This is a genomic window from Micromonospora sp. WMMA1923, from assembly GCF_049179195.1.
GTDB lineage: Bacteria > Actinomycetota > Actinomycetes > Mycobacteriales > Micromonosporaceae > Micromonospora > Micromonospora yangpuensis.
Window position 1 is genome coordinate 1,868,645 of the sequence record NZ_JBMHLZ010000001.1, and the last position, 19,259, is coordinate 1,887,903.

General features: G+C 72.0%; 18 protein-coding genes. 12 read left to right on the forward strand and 6 right to left on the reverse strand.

Features of this window, described 5'->3' with window-relative positions:
• Nucleotides 1-112 precede the first annotated feature (112 nt).
• The 11 genes from ACN28G_RS08505 to ACN28G_RS08555 all read left to right on the forward strand — a co-directional run bounded on the left by ACN28G_RS08505 (nt 113) and on the right by ACN28G_RS08555 (nt 13,566).
• A complete protein-coding gene (locus ACN28G_RS08505; protein ID WP_091436963.1) occupies nt 113-1,345 on the forward strand; it encodes a vanadium-dependent haloperoxidase in 1,233 nt (410 codons plus the stop codon).
• A 328-nt stretch (nt 1,346-1,673) separates the two neighbouring features.
• Nucleotides 1,674-2,210, forward strand: coding sequence for a flavin reductase family protein (locus ACN28G_RS08510; protein WP_421478840.1), 537 nt, complete (start codon nt 1,674-1,676; stop codon nt 2,208-2,210).
• Nucleotides 2,211-2,329: 119 nt separating this feature from the next.
• Nucleotides 2,330-3,238 (forward strand): zinc-binding dehydrogenase, encoded by a 909-nt coding sequence (locus ACN28G_RS08515; protein WP_421478841.1) that lies wholly within the window; start codon nt 2,330-2,332, stop codon nt 3,236-3,238.
• A gap of 409 nt (nt 3,239-3,647) precedes the next feature.
• Nucleotides 3,648-5,291 (forward strand): ABC transporter substrate-binding protein, encoded by a 1,644-nt coding sequence (locus ACN28G_RS08520; protein WP_421478842.1) that lies wholly within the window; start codon nt 3,648-3,650, stop codon nt 5,289-5,291.
• Nucleotide 5,292: 1 nt separating this feature from the next.
• Nucleotides 5,293-6,228, forward strand: coding sequence for an ABC transporter permease (locus ACN28G_RS08525; RefSeq protein WP_091436970.1), 936 nt, complete (start codon nt 5,293-5,295; stop codon nt 6,226-6,228).
• Nucleotides 6,229-6,230: 2 nt separating this feature from the next.
• Entirely contained in the window at nt 6,231-7,121 is an 891-nt protein-coding gene (locus ACN28G_RS08530) for an ABC transporter permease (RefSeq protein WP_421478843.1), read from the forward strand.
• The gene (locus ACN28G_RS08535) at nt 7,118-8,767 is read left to right on the forward strand and encodes a dipeptide ABC transporter ATP-binding protein (RefSeq protein ID WP_421478844.1); all 1,650 of its coding nucleotides are present in this window, start codon (nt 7,118-7,120) and stop codon (nt 8,765-8,767) included. The genes ACN28G_RS08530 and ACN28G_RS08535 overlap by 4 nt, the downstream gene beginning before the upstream one ends.
• 12 nt (nt 8,768-8,779) lie before the next feature.
• Nucleotides 8,780-9,988, forward strand: coding sequence for an LLM class flavin-dependent oxidoreductase (locus ACN28G_RS08540; RefSeq protein WP_421478845.1), 1,209 nt, complete (start codon nt 8,780-8,782; stop codon nt 9,986-9,988).
• A gap of 15 nt (nt 9,989-10,003) precedes the next feature.
• Nucleotides 10,004-11,359: an NtaA/DmoA family FMN-dependent monooxygenase gene (locus ACN28G_RS08545; protein ID WP_421478846.1), complete on the forward strand. Its 1,356-nt coding sequence runs from the start codon at nt 10,004-10,006 to the stop codon at nt 11,357-11,359.
• Nucleotides 11,356-12,420 carry an LLM class flavin-dependent oxidoreductase gene (locus ACN28G_RS08550; protein WP_421478847.1) on the forward strand — a complete coding sequence of 355 codons (1,065 nt, stop codon included), beginning with the start codon at nt 11,356-11,358 and terminating at the stop codon, nt 12,418-12,420. The genes ACN28G_RS08545 and ACN28G_RS08550 overlap by 4 nt, the downstream gene beginning before the upstream one ends.
• Nucleotides 12,421-12,438: 18 nt before the next feature.
• The gene (locus ACN28G_RS08555) at nt 12,439-13,566 is read left to right on the forward strand and encodes an MsnO8 family LLM class oxidoreductase (protein ID WP_421478848.1); all 1,128 of its coding nucleotides are present in this window, start codon (nt 12,439-12,441) and stop codon (nt 13,564-13,566) included.
• Between the two features lie 4 nt (nt 13,567-13,570).
• On the opposite strand, the gene ACN28G_RS08560 is transcribed toward ACN28G_RS08555, so the two are convergent.
• The 6 genes from ACN28G_RS08560 to ACN28G_RS08585 all read right to left on the reverse strand — a co-directional run bounded on the left by ACN28G_RS08560 (nt 13,571) and on the right by ACN28G_RS08585 (nt 18,044).
• Nucleotides 13,571-14,422 carry a TauD/TfdA dioxygenase family protein gene (locus tag ACN28G_RS08560; protein WP_091436987.1) on the reverse strand — a complete coding sequence of 284 codons (852 nt, stop codon included), beginning with the start codon at nt 14,420-14,422 and terminating at the stop codon, nt 13,571-13,573.
• Nucleotides 14,419-15,189 carry an ABC transporter ATP-binding protein gene (locus tag ACN28G_RS08565; protein ID WP_091436989.1) on the reverse strand — a complete coding sequence of 257 codons (771 nt, stop codon included), beginning with the start codon at nt 15,187-15,189 and terminating at the stop codon, nt 14,419-14,421. Before ACN28G_RS08565 ends, ACN28G_RS08560 begins: the two co-directional genes overlap by 4 nt.
• Nucleotides 15,176-16,198, reverse strand: a complete 1,023-nt coding sequence (locus ACN28G_RS08570) for an ABC transporter substrate-binding protein (protein WP_421478849.1) — start codon at nt 16,196-16,198, stop codon at nt 15,176-15,178. The genes ACN28G_RS08565 and ACN28G_RS08570 overlap by 14 nt, the downstream gene beginning before the upstream one ends.
• Nucleotides 16,199-16,208: 10 nt before the next feature.
• The gene (locus ACN28G_RS08575) at nt 16,209-17,075 is read right to left on the reverse strand and encodes an ABC transporter permease (protein ID WP_421478850.1); all 867 of its coding nucleotides are present in this window, start codon (nt 17,073-17,075) and stop codon (nt 16,209-16,211) included.
• Between the two features lie 121 nt (nt 17,076-17,196).
• Entirely contained in the window at nt 17,197-17,460 is a 264-nt protein-coding gene (locus ACN28G_RS08580; RefSeq protein WP_421478851.1) for a hypothetical protein, read from the reverse strand.
• Nucleotides 17,457-18,044, reverse strand: coding sequence for a TetR/AcrR family transcriptional regulator (locus tag ACN28G_RS08585; protein WP_091436997.1), 588 nt, complete (start codon nt 18,042-18,044; stop codon nt 17,457-17,459). Before ACN28G_RS08585 ends, ACN28G_RS08580 begins: the two co-directional genes overlap by 4 nt.
• A 127-nt stretch (nt 18,045-18,171) precedes the next feature.
• Here ACN28G_RS08585 and ACN28G_RS08590 point away from each other — a divergent pair, with 127 nt between their 5' ends.
• Nucleotides 18,172-19,191, forward strand: coding sequence for an aldo/keto reductase (locus tag ACN28G_RS08590; RefSeq protein WP_421478852.1), 1,020 nt, complete (start codon nt 18,172-18,174; stop codon nt 19,189-19,191).
• Nucleotides 19,192-19,259 lie beyond the last annotated feature (68 nt).

The following is a 19,259-nucleotide window of genomic DNA, read 5'->3' on the forward strand; positions in this document are numbered from 1 at the left end:
CGACTCGACGACGACCGGCGGCGTCCCGGTACCGGTGTCACCTTCCATGTCGTGCCCCGCCCACACCTGCCCGGCGCGTGCTCGCCCCCTCTCCGAAAGGTGCAACCACGTCATGACCCTGCTGACCGTAGGATCCCGGCACCGTGGCCTGGCCGGGATCGTCGCCGCCGCGCTGCTCGCCGGCGTATCCGCCACCGCACCGGCTGCCGCCGCCGCGAAGGTCGACACCGCCCTGCAGTGGTACGACGTCACCGCGGCCGCCATCGCCACCAGTACCCGCCCCCAGGTCACCAACAGCCGGGCCTGGGCGATCAGCTGGCTCGCCGCCACCCGCGCCGTGCGTACCGCGCCGGTCGGCACCGCGCGCCACTACCAGGACGCCGCGCTCGCGTCCGCGGTCCACACCGCGCTGAGCAACCTGACACCCGAGGCTGCCCCGACGCTCGACGCCGCACTCCAGGCCACGTTGCGCCGGATCCCCGACGGACGGGCCGAGGAGCGGGGCATCGCCGCCGGCCAGGCGCAGGCGCGATCGTTGCTGGCCCAGCGCACCGGTGACGGTCTCGATCCCGCCTCGGTCAACCCCGCCTATCCCACGCCCGAACCACGGCCCGGGATCTGGCAACCCACCCCGCCGAGCTTCGGCACCGCCCAGCAGGCCGGCAACCGCCTCGCCACGCCGTTCCTGCTCGACCGGGTGGACCGCTACCGGCCCGGTCCACCGCCGGCCCTGACCTCGAAGCGATACCGGACGGACCTGGCCGAGGTCCGCGCGTACGGCGCCGCCGACAGCGTGGTACGGACACCGCAACAGACCGACACGGCCACCTTCTGGCTCGGTTCCTCGCTGACGCTCTACACCGGGATCCTGCGCGCCGCGCTCGCGCAGTCCACCCATCCGGTCGCCCGGCGGGCAGGCCTCGTGGCCATCTTCCACGTCGCCCTCGTCGACACCCAGATCGCGACCTCCGACGCCAAGTACGCCTACCTGCGCTGGCGACCGGTCACCGCCCTGCGGGCCGACACCGATCCCGACTGGACGCCACTGCACACCACGCCCGCCCACCCGGACTACCCGAGCGGACACAACACCTACTCCGGCGCCGCGGAGCAGGTGCTCACCGCACTGGTGGGGCCACGGGCCCGACAGCCGTACACGATCGACAGCCCCAGCCAGCCAGGTGCCACCCGGACCTACCATGACTGGCGGGGTCCGACCCTGGACAACGTCGACGCCCGCGTCTGGTCGGGGATCCACACCCGTACCGCCGACGAGGTCGGGGTCGAACTCGGCCGTGACGTCGCCGAGCACGCCGTCCGCCACGCACCACGGCTGCTCCGCTGATGAGCGCCGAATTCCTCTGGTACATCCCGAACCAGGTAGAGCCCGGGCACCGTGGCGACGACATCGTCGACGACCACAACAGCCTCGACACCCTCACCAGGCAGGCGCAGGCGGTGGAGGAACACGGGTGGGGCGGCGCGCTCATCGGCACCGGCTGGGGCCGGCCCGACACCTTCACGGGCGGCGGCACTGCGCGGGTACCAGTCGCTCGGCGTCACCCACTTCGTGCTCTCCGACACGCCCTACCTACGGGAGGTCACGCGCCAGGGCGACCAACTGCTGCCCCTGCTGCGCGCTGACGGCCCGGTTGCCCTCGGAAAGGAAGACCATGCCCCAGTCCGCTGACAGCCCCACGTTGGTCGACGCCGACGCGCAGGCCCTGCGCGGGTTGCTGCGCCATCAGGCCAGCACCGTCACCGTGGTCACCGCATCCGGCGATCCGGCGGTCGGCTTCACCGCCACGTCGTTCACCTCGGTGTCCCTGGATCCACCGGTCGTCTCGTTCTGCCTCGACCTTCGGTCGTCGAGCTGGCCGACCGTGTCCCGCAGCCGGCACGTGGGGGTTCACCTGCTCGGCCACCACCAGCAGGATCTGGCGCGGACGTTCGCGACCAGCGGGGTCGATCGGTTCGCCGCGCCGACCCGCTGGCGGGTCGGTCCCGAGGGGGTACCGCTGATCGAGGACACGCTGGCCTGGCTGTTGTGCCGGGTGGTGGAACGGGTGACCGTCGGCGACCACGCCATCGTCCTCGCCGAGCCGGAACTGCTGCAGCAGGCCGTCGTCGGCTCGCCGTTGCTCTACCACCGCGGCCGGTACGCGGGCCTGGCCGAGTACCTCGAACCGCCTGCTCGCCGCGCGGCCTGACCAGTCGCGGCGGGCCGGTGTCGCCGCCGGTGGCCGGTTTCGCTGTGCGGGTCGGCGGCGCAGGCCCCGCTCGCGGCGGCGATCAGCGACCGCCGTTCCGGATCGTCTGTAGGAGTTTCATGCGTGCGATCATCGCCACCCCTGACGCAGGCCCCGGCTATCGGCCGGACGAGGTTCCCGATCCGGTCGCGGGCCCCAGCCAGGTCCTGATCGCCGTTGAACACGTGTCGGTCAACCACGGCGAGGTCCGCTATGCCCGCGCGTTTCCGGCCGGGACCGTGCTCGGGCATGACGCTGTCGGGCGCGTGCTACGAGCCGCCACCACGGGTACCGGCCCGCGCGTCGGTGCGTGGGTGATCGCCCTCGGTGCCGGTGCCTGGGCACACCGGATGGCCGTCGATGTCGGCGCCGTCGCCGAGATCCCCTGCGGGATGGACGTCGCCGAGTTGGCTGTCCTGCCGACCGTCGGGGTGACCGCCCTCCGTGCGCTGCGCTCCACCGGGCCACTTCGCGGGCGGCGCGTGCTGGTGACCGGCGCGTCCGGGGGAGTGGGCCGCATCGCCGTGCAACTGGCAAGCAGCCAGGGTGCCGAGGTGATCGCGGTGGTCGGATCCGCCAGTCGGGCGGATGGTCTGGCGTCGCTCGGCGCGAAGGAGGTCGTGGTCGGCATCGATGCCATCGCGGGCGAGGTTGACGTGGTCGTCGAGACGGTGGGTGGGGTCGTACTGCCGGCCGCCTGGCGGCTGTTGTCTCCGGGCGGCGTGCTGCACAGCATCGGGTGGGCCTCCGGGGAGCCCGCGACCTTCCCGGTGAACTCCACCTTCGCTCCCGGGGCGGCGCGGTCCCTGCGGTCCTTCGGTGATGTCGCCTCGCCCGGTGCGGACCTGGCGTGCCTGCTGGGCCTCGTGCGTGACGGTGCGCTCCGGGTGCCGGTGGGCTGGCGCGGCTCCTGGCGGCACCTCGACGAGGCCGCGGCGGCGTTGCTCGGGCGCCGGGTGGCCGGCAAGGTGCTGCTCGACGTGGACTGACCGTGGCTCGCGAAGGGGAGCGGCGGGTGGCTTGTACCCGGGGTCCACGAGCCGCGCTTAAACCCATAAACCCTATATGAAAAGTAGTTTATTGGTCAACGGATCGGTGGCCACGCGTGCGAAAGACGACATCCGTGGATGCTTTCGTTGACATCTCCACCGCTGCGCAGTGAACTCATCTCATGTCCAGTGAGCTGCGGTTGACCACCCGCGGTCACATCGACTTCGGTCGAGTGTGGTCCAGCTCCTGTCTGCGCTGACCGGCACCCACTCCCACGGGTCTGCCCCGGCCCACCGAGGTGGGGCTCACCGTCGAGCCGACCGCCCCTTTCCTGCACCCTGACCCGCGCCACCGGCGCGAGGGGCCTCGCCGTACCCGCTTCCGCCTGCCTGGACAGGAGACTCCCGCATGCTCGCGCCCCGCCTGCGTACCCTGACCGCCGTCGCCCTCGCCACCCTGCTCGCCGGCGCCGCCGGTTGCTCCACAGGCCCCGCGCCCGCCTCCGAACCGGCCGGCCTACCACGCTCCGGCGGCACCCTCACCTGGGCCGTGGAAACCGAACCGATCACCCTCAACCCGCACCTGTACGCCCAGGCGAAAGCCCGCCTGCTGGTCTGGAACACCTTCGAGTCCCTGCTCGGCTACGACCAACAGGGCAAACTGGCGCCCTGGCTGGCCACCGGCTGGCAGACCACACCGGACGGTCGCTCCTACACCTTCACCCTGCGCGACGGGGTCACGTTCTCCGACGGCACCCCGTTCGACGCCACCGCCGTCAAGGCCAACATCGACAAGCTCCGGGAACCCGGGTACACCCCGGCCGTCGCCGCCGTGCAGCTACGCCATCTCGACACCGTCGAGGTGGTGGACCCGCGCACGGTGCGCTTCACCCTCACCGAACCGGACGTGCTCATCCTCGACTTCCTCGCGTCTCCGCAGGGCGCGCAGGTTTCCCCGAGATCACTGCGGGAGGCGAAGAACCTCAAGGCCGGCGGTGTGGACCTCGCCGGCACCGGCCCGTTCGTGCTGGACCGGTACGTGCCCGGTCAGGAACTGCACTACACCCGCAACCCCGACTACGACCGGGCGCCGCCCGGGGCCACCCACACCGGCCCCGCGCACCTGGACGGCATCACCTACCGGTTCCTCAAGGAGTCCGCCGTCCGGATCGGCGCCCTCACCTCCGGTCAGGTCCAGCTCGTCGAAGGTGTGCCCGCCACCGACCAGCCGTTGATCACCGCCAACCCGAGGCTGCGCCTGATCCGGCAGCTCAACTCCGGATCGGCCTACTCCTACTACTTCAACACCTCCCGGGCACCCTTCGACGACCTGCGGGTACGTCAGGCCTTCCAGGAAGCCGTCGAGGTCGACACCGTGCTCAGGTCCGTCTACCGCGACACCGCCGTCCGGGCGTGGAGCGTCGTCAGCCCGTCGGGTCCGCTGTACGACAAGCGACTCGAAGGCGGCTACGGCGGCGACGCGGCCACCGCCAACGCCCTACTGGACCAGGCCGGCTGGACCCGGCGCGACGCCGACGGCTACCGGGTCAAGGACGGCGGGCGGCTCACCGTCCGGCTGGTGCAGGCCGCCCCGTACGTCCGGGACCGCCGCGACGTCCTGGCCCAGGCCATCCAGGCCGCCGTCAAGGCCAGCGCCGGCATCGACCTCAAGGTCTCCCTGGTCGACCAGGGCACCGCCCAGGAGGCCTTCGACAGCAACCAGTACGAGGTCTTCGACAACTCCCGCGCCGACACCGACGCGGGCGTCGCACTGAACCTTCTGCTGCACAGCCAGGGCGGCGTCAACCGGACCAGGGTCGACGATCGGCGCATAGACCAGCTGCTGGAAGCCGGTCAGGCCACCGCCGACCCCGCCGGACGCGCCTCGATCTACGCCGACCTGCAGCAACGCGTCGTCACCGAGCAGGCGCTGCTGCTGCCCCTCTACGCACCGGCCGACCAGATCGCCGCCAGCACCACCGTCGGCGGGGTCCGGTTCGAACCCACCGCGGGCGTTCCGGCCAGCGCCTACGACCTGTGGATCGGCAACTGACATGCGCCAGCCACACCTGCGTGCCGTGACCCGCCGGCTCGGTACCGGCCTCGTCGTCCTCTGGGCCGCCAGCAGCGCCGCCTACCTCGCGCTGCTGGCCGCGCCCGGGGACACCGTCGACGCCATCGTCGGCGACGGCGCCGACACTCCACAGATCCGCGCCGAGATCATCAGCGAATGGGCCCTGGACCGGCCGGCGGCCGTCCAGTACCTCGACTACCTGCACCGTCTCGCCGGCGGTGACCTGGGCCGGTCCTACCTCCTGCAACGTCCCGTCGCGGAGGTGATCGGCGAGCAGCTCGCCGCCACCGTCACCCTCGCGGGGACCGCTGCCGGCCTCGGCGTGCTGCTGGCCCTCGTCCTCGCCACCACCACCGCCGGCAGTCGTCGGCCCTGGTTGCGGCGCGCCAGCTCCGGGCTGGAACTGGTGCTGGTCTCCACCCCGACGTTCCTCATCGGCATCGTGCTGCTGACCGTCTTCTCGTTCCGGCTGGGTCTCTTCCCGGTGGCTGGCGACCAGGGTTTCGCCGCCCTGGTGCTCCCCGCCGTCACCCTCGCCCTGCCCATCGCGGGCCTGCTCGCCCAGATCCTGCGGGACGCGCTCGACCGCGCACTGGACGAACCGTTCGTCCTGACCGCCCGCGCCAGGGGAACGCGGGAGAGCGCGGTGCTGCTGCGGCACGCCCTGCGGCACGCGCTGCTGCCCACGATTACGCTGGCCGGCTGGCTGTTCGGGATCCTGCTCGGCGGGGCCGTCATCGTCGAACAGGTCTTCGGCCGTCCCGGACTCGGCCAGGTCACCCTCGCCGCGGTCCTCGGCAAGGACATGCCGGTCGTGCTCGCTGTGGTGACCCTCTCCGCCGCCGTCTACGTGGTGCTCAACACCGCCGCCGACCTCGCGTACCTGCTCGTCGACCCGCGCCTGCGGAGGAGCTGACGATGACCGCGACCCTGACCGGCGTGCCCGCCGGCCCCACCACCGCCCGCGACGGCGATTCCGGCCATCCGGCCGGGCGCCGGTGGCGGCTCCGACCGGGCCCGCTGGCCGCCGGCGGGTTTCTGCTCCTGCTGCTGGTAGCCGCGGTCCGGCCGAGTCTGCTCGCCCCCGGCGACCCCCTCGCCGCCGACCCGCTCACGGTGATCGCCCCACCCGGCGCGGCACACTGGCTCGGCACCGACCACCTCGGCCGCGACGTGTGGACCCGGGTGGTGCACGGCGCCGGGCACTCACTGACCATCGGCGTCGCCGCCACCGCCACCGCGGTCACCGCCGGAGTGCTGCTCGGCCTGCTCGCCGGCCTCGCACCACGGATCGCCGACGAGGGACTCAGCCGCTCCTTCGACGCGCTCTCCGCGTTCCCGATGCTGCTGCTGGCGTTGCTGCTCATCGCCATCGTCGGTCCCGGCACCACCAGCCTCGTCGTCGCCATCGGCATCGCCACCCTGCCCCACCACGCTCGGGTGGTCCGCGCGCAGACGCTGCTCGTACGCCGCGCCGGCTACGTCGAGCAGGCCGTGACCTTCGGCCTGTCCCGGACCCGGCTGGTGGCACGCCATGTCCTGCCCAACGTCCTCGGCCCCGTCCCGGTGCTGGCCGTGATCGGACTCGGCGAGGCGGTCCTCGCCGCCGCCGGCCTGAGCTTCCTCGGCATGGGACCGCAACCACCCGCACCGGAATGGGGCGCGATGCTCTCCGAGGGCCGCAACTACCTGCAGGTGGGCTGGTGGATCAGCATTCCGCCGGGTGTCGCGGTCACCCTGACCGTGCTGGCGTCGACCGTCCTCGGTCGGCAGTGGCAGTCCCGCTTCGACGGGCGGCAGAGCCGATGAGTCCGCTGGTCGCTGTCGAGGACCTGCACGTCGCCTTCCCCACCTCCGGCGGCGAGGTGCGGGCCGTACGGGGGGTCGACCTCACCGTCGAACGCGGCGAGTGCGTCGCGATCGTCGGTGAGTCCGGCTCCGGCAAGAGCGTCACCGTCCGTACCCTCGTGGGGCTGCCCGGTCCCGGCGCCCGCGTCACGGCCGCCCGCCTCGAACTGGCCGGCCAGGACGTACGCGGCCACCGCCCCCGCGACTGGCGGCGCATCCGTGGCCGGCTCGCCGGCCTCGTACTCCAGGACGCGCTGGTCTCCCTGGACCCGCTGCGCACGGTGGGCGCGGAGATCGCCGAGGTCCTCGCCACCCATCACGTCGTCCACCGTCGGCAACGCGCCGGCCGCACCATCGACCTGCTCGACCAGGTCCACGTGCCGGAACCGCGACGCCGGTCCCACCAGTACCCCCACCAACTCTCCGGCGGACTACGCCAACGCGCCCTGATCGCCTCGGCGATAGCCGGGGAACCGGCCCTGCTGATCGCCGACGAGCCCACCACCGCCCTCGACGTCACCGTGCAGGCACAGATCCTGGGTCTGCTCGCCGAACGCCGGGCCGCCGGCCTGAGCCTCCTGCTGGTCAGCCACGACCTGGCCGTCGTCGGCCAGATCGCCGACCGGATCCTGGTCATGCGCGACGGTCAGGTCGTCGAAGAGGGACCGGCCGGCCGGGTACTGCACACCCCGTCCCACCCGTACACCCGGCAGCTACTCGACGCGGTGCCATCGGCCTCCTCACGTGGCCGTCGGCTGAGCACGCCCGCCCACGGCGCTCCGTCCCGCACCGTCCCGGTGCGTGCCCAGGCCCCACTGCCGGCCCGCGAACCGGTCCGCGCCGACGACACCGTGCTCACCGCGGCCGGCCTGACCAAGCGGTACGGCGGACACACCGTCGTCCGGAACGTCTCGTTCACCATCTCCCGCGGCGAGACCCTCGGTCTGGTGGGGGAGTCCGGCTCCGGCAAGAGCACCCTCGCCCGGATCGTCGCCGGTCTGCTGCCCCCCGACACCGGCGAGGTCACCTTCGAACGAACCCCGTGGTCCGCTGCGGTGGAACGGCACCGGCGTCCGCTCCGACGCCGGCTCCAGGTGATCTCGCAGGACCCGACGAGCTCCTTCGACCCCCGCTACGACGTCGGGCAGGTGATCGCCGAGAACCTGGATCCCGGACTGACCCGCGCCGCGCGCGCCGACCACGTCGTGGACCTGCTGCGCCGCGTCGGCCTCGGACCGCAGCTACGCGACCGGCACCCCCGGTCACTCTCCGGCGGCCAGCGCCAACGCGTCGCCATCGCCCGCGCTGTCGCCCCCCGACCCAGCCTGATCGTCTGCGACGAACCGGTCTCCGCCCTCGACGTCTCCGTCCAGGCACAGGTTCTCGACCTGCTGGCCGAGCTGCGTGCCGCCGACGGCACCGCGCTGCTGTTCATCTCCCACGACCTGGGCGTCGTGCATCACCTCGCCGACCGGGTGCTGGTCATGAACGACGGCGACATCGTCGAAGCCGGCCCGGTCGGTGACGTCTTCACCTACCCGCGCCACGACTACACCCGGTCGTTGCTCGACGCGCTGCCCGACCTCGTCACCGCCGGCCGACCGTAGGAGGAACAACCGATGCCCGACCCCACTGTCCAGCTGGCCGTGGCCCTCGACGGACTGGGCTGGCACCCGGCCGCCTGGCGGCTCTCACCCGCCGACCCCACCGCGGCGCTGTCGCCCCAGTGGTGGGCGGCGCTGGCCGCAGAGGCCGAACGCGCCGCGCTGGACCTGCTCACCCTGGAGGACGGCAGCCCCCTGCCACCAGGTGCGGCCGACGGACCGGACGGCCGCACCGACCAGCTGCGCGGGCGGCTGGATCCGCTGCTCGTCGCCGCGCGGATCGCCCCGCTGACCCAGCACATCGGACTGATCCCGACCATCGGTGTCACGCACACCGAACCGTTCCACGTCTCCACCGCGGTGGCCACCCTCGACCACGTCAGTGGTGGCAGGGCCGGCTGGCGGCCCCGGGTCTCCGTACGCCGGTCGGAGGCTCGCCACGTCGGCCGCCGTGACCTGCCCGACCTGGATCCGGCCCAGCTCGACGATCCGGCGACGGTACGGATCCTCGGCGACCTGTTCGCCGAGGCGGGCGACGCGGTGGAGGTCGTCCGGCGACTCTGGGACAGCTGGCAGGACGACGCCGAGATCCGGGACGTCGCCAGCGGCCGGTTCGTCGACCGGGACCGACTGCACTACATCGACTTCACCGGCCGGTGGTTCTCCGTGAAGGGACCGTCCATCGTTCCCCGCCCACCACAGGGCCAGCCGGTGGTGGCCGTCCTCGCCCACTCCTCGCTGCCGTACGCCTTCGCCGCCCGGCACGCCGACGTCGTCTTCGTCACCCCCGCCGACGCCGCCCACGCCGCGGCCATCGTCGCCGAGATCCGGGCCGCCGAGGAGATCGTCGGCCGCGTCGGGCCACCGCTGCGCATCCTCGCCGACCTGCTCGTCCTACTCGACCAGACACCGGCCCTGGCCCGTCAGCGCCGGGCGCGCCTGGACAGCCTGGCCACCACTGACGGGCGCTCCGACGCGACCGCGTTCACCGGCACCCCCGGGCAGCTCGCCGACCTGATCGAGCAGTGGCACCGGACCGGTCTGGCCGGATTCCGGCTGCGCCCCGCCGTGCTTCCCGACGACCTCACCGCGATCACCCGGGCGCTGGTCCCCGCCCTACGCGAGCGGAACCTGTTCCGCGCCGGCTACCCCGGTGGGACGCTGCGCGACCTGCTGGGCCTGCCCCGCCCGGCCAACCGGTACGCCGCCGAGACGCCCGCCTGACCACTGGAGGTCTCCGTGCCCAAGCAGATCATCCTCGCCGCGCACTTTCCCGGCGTGAACAACACGACGGTGTGGAGCGACCCCGACTCCGGCAGTCAGATCGACTTCGCCTCCTTCGTCCACCTGGCCCGTACCGCCGAGCGGGGGCTGTTCGACTTCTTCTTCCTCGCCGAAGGGCTGAGGCTGCGCGAGCAGCGTGGCCGCATCCACGAGCTGGACGTGGTGGGTCGCCCCGACACGTTGACCGTGCTGGCTGCCCTGGCCGCCGTCACCACCCATCTCGGGCTCGCCGGCACCCTCAACACGACCTTCCGGGAGCCGTACGAGTTGGCCCGGCAACTCGCCACCCTGGACCATCTCTCCGCGGGCCGGGCCGCCTGGAACGTGGTCACCACCTCCGACGCCTTCACCGGGGAGAACTTCCGCCGCGACGGCTACCTGGACAGATCCCTGCGGTACGTGCGGGCCGCGGAGTTCGTCCGCACCGCCCGCCTGCTCTGGGAGTCCTGGCCGGCCGATGCCGTGGCCGGTGACCGTGCCGGTGGGCGGTACCTGAACACGGCAGATCCGGGGGCCTTCCGCCACCGCGGTGACCAGTTCGACATCGCGGGCCACTTCACCGTGCCGCGCAGCCCGCAGCTGCATCCGGTGATCCTGCAGGCCGGGGACTCTCCCGACGGGCGGGAGTTCGCCGCCTCCAGCGCCGACGCGATCTTCACCCGGCACGGCACGCTGGACGCCGGGCAGGAGTTCTACCGCGACGTCAAGGCCCGGCTGGCCCGCCACGGTCGCGAGCCGGACGATCTGAAGATCATTCCCGGGGTGTCGGTCGTCCTCGGCGACACCGACGCCGAAGCCCAGGAGAAGGCCCACCACATCCGCCGTCAGCAGTTCAGCCCCCAGACGGCCCTGTTGCTGCTGGAGCAGGTGTGGAACCGCGACCTGTCCGGATACGACCCCGACGGGCCGTTGCCCACCACCGATCCGGACGTCTCCGCCGCGGCGATCAGCCGGGGACGGACCAGCGGGTACGGCGACCCGGTCGCCACCGCGCGCCAGTGGCGGACCCTCGCCACGGAGAAGCACCTGGGCATCCGCGATCTGATCATCGAGGTCGCCGGCCGGCAGTCCTTCGTCGGCACCCCGCAGCGGGTCGCCGAGCGGATGAACCACTTCGTGCAGGCCGACGCCGCCGACGGTTTCATCCTGGTGCCGCACCTGACCCCGGGTGGCCTCGACGAGTTCGTCGACCGGGTCGTGCCACTGCTGCAGGAGAAGGGGGTCTTCCGCACCCGCTACACCGGCACCACCCTGCGCGAGCACCTCGGTCTGGGCGCCGCACGTCGCCACCTGCGGAGGGCGGCGGTGTGAAGTTCCTCCTCATCACCCTCATCACCCACCTGCCCGACCCGGTCACCGGGCGGTCCAGGAGCACCACCGAACGGTTCCGTCAGGTGGTCGATCACGCGGTACTCGCCGAGGAGCTGGGGTTCGACGGGTACGGCGTCGGTGAACGCCACGAACGGCCCTTCATCTCCTCGTCACCGCCGGCGGTGCTCAGCCACATCGCCGCCCGCACGTCCACCATCCGCCTGTTCACCGCGGTCACCACGCTCAGCCTGCTGGACCCGGTACGGGCCTACGAGGACTACGCCACCCTGGACCACCTGTCCGGAGGCCGGCTGGACCTGATCATCGGCAAGGGCAACGGTGCCGCCCAGGCCCAGTTGTTCCACGTCACGGCGGAAGACCAGTGGGAGCGCAACCGGGAAGGCTACGAGCTGTTCCGACGGCTGTGGCGGGAGGAAAGGGTCACCTGGTCCGGCCGGTTTCGGCCGCCGCTGGTCGACGCCGAGACCTGGCCCCGGCCTCTGCAACAACCCATCCGGATCTGGCACGGTAGTGCCACCAGCCGGGAGTCCGTGGACCTGGCGGCACGCCACGGCGACCCGCTCTTCTCCGCCAACGTCACCAACCCGATCGAGCCGTACGCGCAACTGATCCGGCACTACCGCGAGCGCTGGGCGTACTACGGTCACGACCCGGCCGACGCCCTGGTGGGTGCCGGCAGCGCCGGCTACTACGCGGCGCGCACCTCGCAGGAGGCGATCGAGACCTACCGGCCGATCTTCGACGCCCGGAACGCGGCGTGGCGCAGGACCGGCCTGCGACCGGTCTTCGAGACCCTCGAGGACGCCGTCGAACGCAGTTCGATCCTGGTCGGCAGCCCCGCACAGATCATCGACAAGGTGCTGCGCTACCACGAGCGGTTCGGCCACGAGGTGATCCATCTGCCGGCCGACTCCGACGGGCTCACCGACAGGCAGCACCGGCAGACCCTCGAACTGTTCCAGACCGAGATCGCTCCGGCGCTGCGTCGGGCGATCCCCAGCCGTCCCCTGCACCGACCGTCGTCCGTCGCCACCGCCTGAGCCGAATCGGGGAACACCATGTCATCGACCCCACTGTCCGTGCTCGACCTGTCCCCGGTGCCCGCCGGCGGCACCGTCGGCGAGGCCCTGCGCAACACCATCGACCTCGCCCGCCGCGCCGAGCAGTTCGGATACCGACGGTACTGGTTCGCCGAACACCATTTCGCCCCCGGAGTGGCCAGCGCCGCCCCGACGGTGCTGATCGGGCAGGTCGCCGCCGCCACCCGCCACATCCGGGTCGGCTCGGGAGCGGTCCAACTCGGCCACCAGACCGCGCTGACGGTGGTGGAGCAGTTCGGCACGCTCGACGCCCTGTACCCGGGCCGGATCGACCTCGGCCTCGGCCGTTCCGGTCAGCGCCGTGCCGAGGCCGCCCGGGAACTCGCCGCCGACGCCCCGCCCACCGCCGTCGAGGCACGGGTGGTCGACGGACTACTCATCCCGCCGCCGTTCTCGTTCGCGAAGATCCTGGCCACACCCCGGGCCGCGCTGCAGGCGGCGCTGCTGCAACAACCGGGTGCCCAGCCACCGGCCTTCGCCGAGCAGGTCGGGGACCTGCTCGCCCTGTTGCGTGGCGACTACCGCGACGCCGACGGACTCGACGCGCACGCGACACCCGGCGAGGGCGCCGACGTGCAGGTGTGGTTGCTGGGCAGCAGCGGGGGAGAGAGCGCCCGCCTCGCCGGTGGACTCGGCCTGCCGTTCGCCGCCAACTACCACGTCAGCCCGGCCACCGTGCTCGACGCGGTGCGGGCGTACCGGACGGCGTTCCGGCCTTCGGCGACGCTGGCCGAGCCGTACGTCGTCGTCTCCGCCGACGTGGTCGTCGCATCCGACGACGCCACCGCACGCCACCTCGCCACGCCCTACGGCCTCTGGGTGCACAGCATCCGCAGCGGACGTGGCGCGATCCCGTTCCCCAGCCCCGAGCAGGCCGCCGCGCACACCTGGACGCAGGAGGACGCCGACCTGGTGGCCGACCGGGTCGACACCCAGTTCACCGGCTCGCCCCGCACCGTGACGCGTCAGCTGCGGACGCTGCGCGACGTCACCGGCGCGGACGAGCTGCTCATCACCACCATCACCCACGCACACGCCGACCGGGTCGACTCCTACGAGCTGTTGGCCAAGGAGTGGCACGGGTGACCGGTTACCGCTGTGGCCCGCGGGGAATGTCGCCGCGCAGGGTGATGCGGTGCATGACCCGCCGAGCGGATCCGTAGTCGCGGTTGGCGTAGTGGGCGGTGCTGCGGTTGTCCCACAGTGCCACGTCTCCCAGACGCCAGCGGTGTCGCACGATGTGCTCCGGCTTGGTGAGGTGGGCGTAGAGCAGGTCCAGGAGGGCCCGGCTCTCGGCGTCGGACACGCCGACGATGTGCGAGGTGAACCCCGGGTTCACGAAGATCCCTCGACGGCCGGTCTCGGGATGGACCCGGACGACCGGGTGCTCGACCGGGTCCAGCCGTGACACCCGCTGGCCCTCCCACACGTTGCCGCCGCGTTGGGCCAGGTAGTAACCGAACTCGCGGGTGCCGTCGTGTACGGCGGTGAGCTGGTCGACAAGCCGCCGTACCGGTTCGCTGAGCGACTCGTACGCCAGTTGCGCGTCGGCCCAGTTGGTGTCGCCGCCGGTCGGCGGAAGGATGACGGGGCGCAGGATCGACCCGAGCGGCGGTCGCCTCATGAAGGTGACGTCGGTGTGCCACACGTCGGCGAAACCGTTGTCGGTGCTGTCCAGGGCGTAGATCTCGGGGTGCGCGTCGTCGACACCACCGACGACCGGGTGCGACGCGGTCAGTTCCCCGATCCGGCGACCCAGGCGCACCTGACCGTCGTCGTCGAGGCGCTGACCGCGCAGGAAGAGCACCTTGCGGTCGACCAGGGCGGCGCGCAACGCGACGATCTCCTCGTCGCTGGCGCCGGCCAGGTCCAGGCCGAGGACCAGGGCGCCGAAGTGCGGTCCGAGTGGTTCGAGGTCGAGGTGGGTGTCTACCGTGGTCATGCGGATGCTCCCTCACTTCGGACAGCGTGTCCGATCTCGGCTCGCAGGGCGGCGTACTCGGGCAGTCCCCGTAGGTCGTCCGGGGTGATGCCGGTGCGGGGCAGCGGGATGGGCAGGTCCAGGACGATCCGGCCGGGGCGGGGGCTGAGCACCACCACCCGGCTGCCGAGAAAGACCGCCTCGTCCACGCTGTGCGTGACGAAGATCGAGGTACGACCGGTCGCGGTGCTGACCGAGCGCAGGTCCTCCTGGAGGCGCTCGCGGGTGAGCGCGTCGAGCGCGGCGAACGGCTCGTCGAGCAGCAGCAGTGGACGGTCGGCGGCGAGGGCCCGGGCGATGGCGACGCGCTGCTGCTGGCCGCCGGAGATCTGCCAGGTGCGGCGCTTGGCCACGTCCTGCAGCCCGACCCGGTGCAGCAACGCGTCGGCGCCGTCGGTGGGCCGCCCGGCGTAGCGTAGGGCCAGCTCGATGTTGCCGCCGACGGTCTTCCACGGAAAGAGCCGGGGTTGCTGGAAGACCAGGCCGGCGCCGCGTCCTGGGATCGGTGGCACGCCGCCGGTCAGGACCGTACCGGTGGTGGGTCGTTCGAAGCCGGCGATCAGCCGCAGCAACGTGCTCTTGCCGCATCCGGACGCGCCGACCAGGACGAGGAACTCGCCAGGCGGCACCGTCAGGTCGAGGGGGCCGAGGGCGACGACGTCGCCGTACCGGTGCGCGACGTCGGCGACGGCGACCGCCGGGGTGCCGGCGGACTCAGCCGAGGGCATCGGGTAGCCCGTCGGTGTAGATCGCGGCCTGCACGGTCGCCAGGTCCGGCACGGCGTCGATCTTCTGCTGGTCCTTGAGGAACTGCGCCGCGCTGACCAGGTTGTCGGCGAGCTTGCCCTTGGCCGCTGAGGTGCCCAGCCACGCGGGGCCGGCCAGCTCCGCGGGCCTGAGGAAGACCCCCTGCGAGAGCTGCCGCTGCGCCTCCTCCGGACTCAGGTTGAGCTCGGCGCCCACCGACTTCGCCGCCGCGGCGGGGTCGTCGTGGATCAGGTTCAGCGCCTGGGACTGGGCCTTGCGCCAGGCGTCCACCGCCGCCGGGTGGGCCCGGACGAACTCCGTGGCGACGACGCCGAGGTCCAGCGTGGGCTTGCCGGCGGTGGCCAGCTCACGACTGGTGACCAGCACGGTACCGGTCTTGCGGAGTTCGTCCAGCGACGGCAGCCAGGAGTAGGCCGCGTCCAGGTCGCCCCGGGTCCAGGCCGCCAGGATGTCCTGGGGTTCCAGGTCGACGAGGGTGACCTCCGATTCCTTGACGCCGGCCCGGTCCAGCGCGGCCAGCAGGCTGTAGTGGGCGGTGGAGGCGAAGGGCGTCGCGACCTTCTTGCCGCGCAGGCCGGCCACGTCGGTGACGCCCGAGCCGGTGCGGGCCACCAGTGCCTCGTTGTCGCCGGCGACGTCGAGAACGAAGGCGACCTGGTACGGAATGTTCAGTGGCGCGGAGAGACCGCGCGCGACCGGACTCGACCCGATCGCCGCGATGTCGACGCTGCCGGCGACGAAGGCGGTGTTGATGCTCGCGCCGGAGTCGAACCTGGTCCAGGTGATCCGGTAGTCGGGAAGAGCGTCCTCCAGCAGTGCCCGGTTCTTCACGATGAGGTCACCGCTCGGGAATGCCTGGTAGGCGATCCTGATGGTCTTGCGGGCCGGGTCGCCGCCGCTGGCGGCGCCGTCTCCGCAGGCGGTCAGTAGCAGGGACACGGCCGCCAGCAGGCCGACCAGCTTGCGCATCTGTCGTCTCCTAGATCTGGCCCCGCCACGGGATGAGCCGCTTCTCGGCGCTCCGCAGCAGGGCATCGATGATGAGGCCGGACAGGCCGATGGCGAAGAGACCGAGGATGACGACGTCGGTCTGGGAGTACCGCTGGGCGTCGCGGACCATGCCCCCGATGCCGGGCACACCGTTGATCGTCTCCGCGGCGACCACCGAGGAGTACGCCACCCCGACGGCGATCCGGACGCCGGTGAAGATCTCCGGTAGCGCGTGGGGTAGCACCACGTCGCGGATCACCCGAGCACGGCCTGCGCCGAGCGCCCGCGCGGCCTCCACCAGGCCGGTCGGTGCGGAGTGGACGGCGGCCGCCGTCGCGACCGCCACCGGCGGCAACGCCGCGATGGAGAGCAGCCAGAGCTTCGGTGTCTCGTCGATGCCGAACCAGATGATGAAGAGGCTGAAGTAGGCAAGTGGCGGTAGGGCCCGGACGAAGGTGACGACCGGTTCGACCACCACCCGGATCCCACTGACGGTTCCCATCACGACACCGAGGAGCACCCCGCCGGCGACGCCGATCACCGATCCGATCAGGATGCGCCGCAGGCTGACACCGAGGTGCTCGATGAGCAGGTGGCCGCTGTAGCCGCGGATTCCGTCGTGGGTGGTCGACGTCTGGACCAGCTGGTGCCACACCGCTCCGGGCGGCGGAATGAAGGTCGGATTGCCGGTGACCCGGGCGGCGACCTCCCAGAGCCCGTAGAGCACGACGAGGGCGAATAGTCGGAGCAGGAGTCGGCGACGGCGTCCGCCCCGGGGTGCCGGAGTCCGCCGGGCAGCGGTCGGCACCCCGATCGAGTTCGCCGCGGCGGGCGGTGCGGGGACTGTCGATGTCACCCACTTTTCCTATAGTGCAAGTAGGTATTATGGCAAGGGGAGATCGAAGTACGGGACAACGGCTCGCGCATCGACCTGGATCAGAGCCGTCCTCGGTGGACGGTGTGCGGTTCGGCCTGGCCTACTGACTGGCGGCCACGATGCGTGGCTCGACCACCGCGAGTCGGATGCCGACGGAGATCACTCCCCCCGAGTATCCGACCGGGCCGCCGATCTCGGGCAGCGCCAGGAGAGCGTCCAGGGCGGCCCGCCACTCCGGGACCGTCCTGTCGGCCAGCGGGAGGACGAGGGCGTCGATGATGTCGTCGCTGACCTTCTCGCCGGCCGCCATGGCCCGGCGCTGGTCGGCGCATCGGGCTGCCCGGCCGGCGGTCTCGGTCTTCACCGAAGTCGTAGTCCGGCGATGAGGAGGCCGACCATGCGGCGGGCGTCGTAGTGGGGCATGCGGCCCGCGCCGGCGCAGAGGTTGCCGACGGCGAAGAGCAGCTCCTGGGCGTCCGGGTCGGGGTGGATCTCGCCCGCCGCGGCGGCGGCGTCGAGCAGGTGGGCGCAGGCGGGGACGAGGCGGTCGAGGAAGTACCCGTGCAGGGTCTCGAAGGCGGCCGCATCGGATTGCAGTGCCTCGGCCAGGCCGTGCTTGGTGACCAGGAAGTCGACGAACAGGTTGATCCAGGTGGCCAGGGCGGCGTAGGGCGTACCGCTGGTGGCGAGCAGGGTCGGCGCGGCCTCGGCGCACGCCTCGACCTGGTGTCGGTAGACGGCGACGATGAGGTCGGCCCGGGTCGGGAAGTGGCGGTAGATCGTGCCGACGCCGACGCCGGCCCGCGCGGCGATGTCGCGGACGGGCGCGTCGACTCCGACGGTACGGAAGGCCGCAGCGGCGGCCTCCAGCAGCGTCGCCTCGTTGCGGCGGGCGTCGGCCCGCTTGCGTGGGGTCGGCGACGCCGAGTCACCGTCACGGTCGATCATCGCGCCGTCATCTCCGATCACCCTTGGCAAACGGAACCGAGTTCCGTATAGTTCTTAGCGGAACTGAGTTCCGTTTGGTTCATGATGCCAGACCCCGGCCGCCGCCGTCACCCTGTGGAGGAACACCATGCAGTACCGCACCCTCGGCCGCACCGGCGTGCAGGTCAGCACCCTCGTGCTCGGCGCGATGAACTTCGGCGCCCTCGCCCGGACCAGCCAGGACGAGGCCACCGCGATCGTCGACGCCGCCCTGGACGCCGGAGTCAACCTGATCGACACCGCCGACCGGTACAGCCAGGGCGAGTCGGAGGAGCTGGTCGGTCGGGCCATCGCCGGTCGCCGCGACGACATCGTGCTGGCCACCAAGGCGACCCTGCCGATGGACGACACGCGCAACCACCGGGGCAGCTCACGTCGCTGGCTGTACACCGCGCTGGACAACAGCCTGCGCCGCCTCGGCGTCGACCACGTCGACCTCTACCAGATCCACCGGTGGGACCCGACGACCAGCGACGAGGAGACGCTGTCCGCGCTGACCGACCTCCAGCGGGCCGGCAAGATCCGCTACTTCGGCTGCTCGACCTTTCCCGCGTACCGGATCGTGCAGGCCGAATGGGCCGCCCGGGAACACCGGCTGAGCCGGTACGTCACCGAACAGCCCAGCTACTCGATCCTGCAACGCGGCATCGAGACCCACGTCCTGCCCGTAACCGAGCAGTACGGGCTCGGCGTGCTCGCCTGGAGCCCGCTCGCCTCGGGCTGGCTGTCGGGCGCGGTCCGCGCCGGCCGGGAGATCACCACCCACCGCGCCGACGTCCTGCCGCAGCGCTTCGACCTCACCGTCGAGGCCAACCGGGCCCGACTCGACGCCGTCGAGCAGTTGGCCAAGGTCGCCGACGAGGCCGGACTGACGCTGATCCAACTCGCGCTCGGGTTCGTCACCGCGCATCCCGCCGTGACCAGCGCGATCATCGGTCCCCGGACGACGGACCACCTGCGTAGCCAGCTCGCGGCCGCCGACACCGTGCTTCCCGCCGACGTCCTCGACGCCATCGACGCCATCGTCAGCCCCGGCGTCGACCTCGCCCCGGACGAGAAGAACGACACGCCGCCGGCCCTGCTCGACCCGGCACTGCGCCGACGCTGAACACCGCCCCCGCAGCTGCCGGTCGCCCCGCCCCCGGGACCGGGGGGCGGGACGACCGGCAGCTGCGG

Bases quoted from the DNA above. Each gene is read 5' to 3' on its own strand.
- ACN28G_RS08505 (WP_091436963.1), top strand. From the start codon at position 113: ATGACCCTGCTGACCGTAGGATCCCGGCACCGTGGCCTGGCCGGGATC.
- ACN28G_RS08510 (WP_421478840.1), top strand. From the start codon at position 1,674: ATGCCCCAGTCCGCTGACAGCCCCACGTTGGTCGACGCCGACGCGCAG.
- ACN28G_RS08515 (WP_421478841.1), top strand. From the start codon at position 2,330: ATGCGTGCGATCATCGCCACCCCTGACGCAGGCCCCGGCTATCGGCCG.
- ACN28G_RS08520 (WP_421478842.1), top strand. From the start codon at position 3,648: ATGCTCGCGCCCCGCCTGCGTACCCTGACCGCCGTCGCCCTCGCCACC.
- ACN28G_RS08525 (WP_091436970.1), top strand. From the start codon at position 5,293: ATGCGCCAGCCACACCTGCGTGCCGTGACCCGCCGGCTCGGTACCGGC.
- ACN28G_RS08530 (WP_421478843.1), top strand. From the start codon at position 6,231: ATGACCGCGACCCTGACCGGCGTGCCCGCCGGCCCCACCACCGCCCGC.
- ACN28G_RS08535 (WP_421478844.1), top strand. From the start codon at position 7,118: ATGAGTCCGCTGGTCGCTGTCGAGGACCTGCACGTCGCCTTCCCCACC.
- ACN28G_RS08540 (WP_421478845.1), top strand. From the start codon at position 8,780: ATGCCCGACCCCACTGTCCAGCTGGCCGTGGCCCTCGACGGACTGGGC.
- ACN28G_RS08555 (WP_421478848.1), top strand. From the start codon at position 12,439: ATGTCATCGACCCCACTGTCCGTGCTCGACCTGTCCCCGGTGCCCGCC.
- ACN28G_RS08560 (WP_091436987.1), bottom strand. From the start codon at position 14,422: ATGACCACGGTAGACACCCACCTCGACCTCGAACCACTCGGACCGCAC.
- ACN28G_RS08565 (WP_091436989.1), bottom strand. From the start codon at position 15,189: ATGCCCTCGGCTGAGTCCGCCGGCACCCCGGCGGTCGCCGTCGCCGAC.
- ACN28G_RS08570 (WP_421478849.1), bottom strand. From the start codon at position 16,198: ATGCGCAAGCTGGTCGGCCTGCTGGCGGCCGTGTCCCTGCTACTGACC.
- ACN28G_RS08585 (WP_091436997.1), bottom strand. From the start codon at position 18,044: ATGATCGACCGTGACGGTGACTCGGCGTCGCCGACCCCACGCAAGCGG.
- ACN28G_RS08590 (WP_421478852.1), top strand. From the start codon at position 18,172: ATGCAGTACCGCACCCTCGGCCGCACCGGCGTGCAGGTCAGCACCCTC.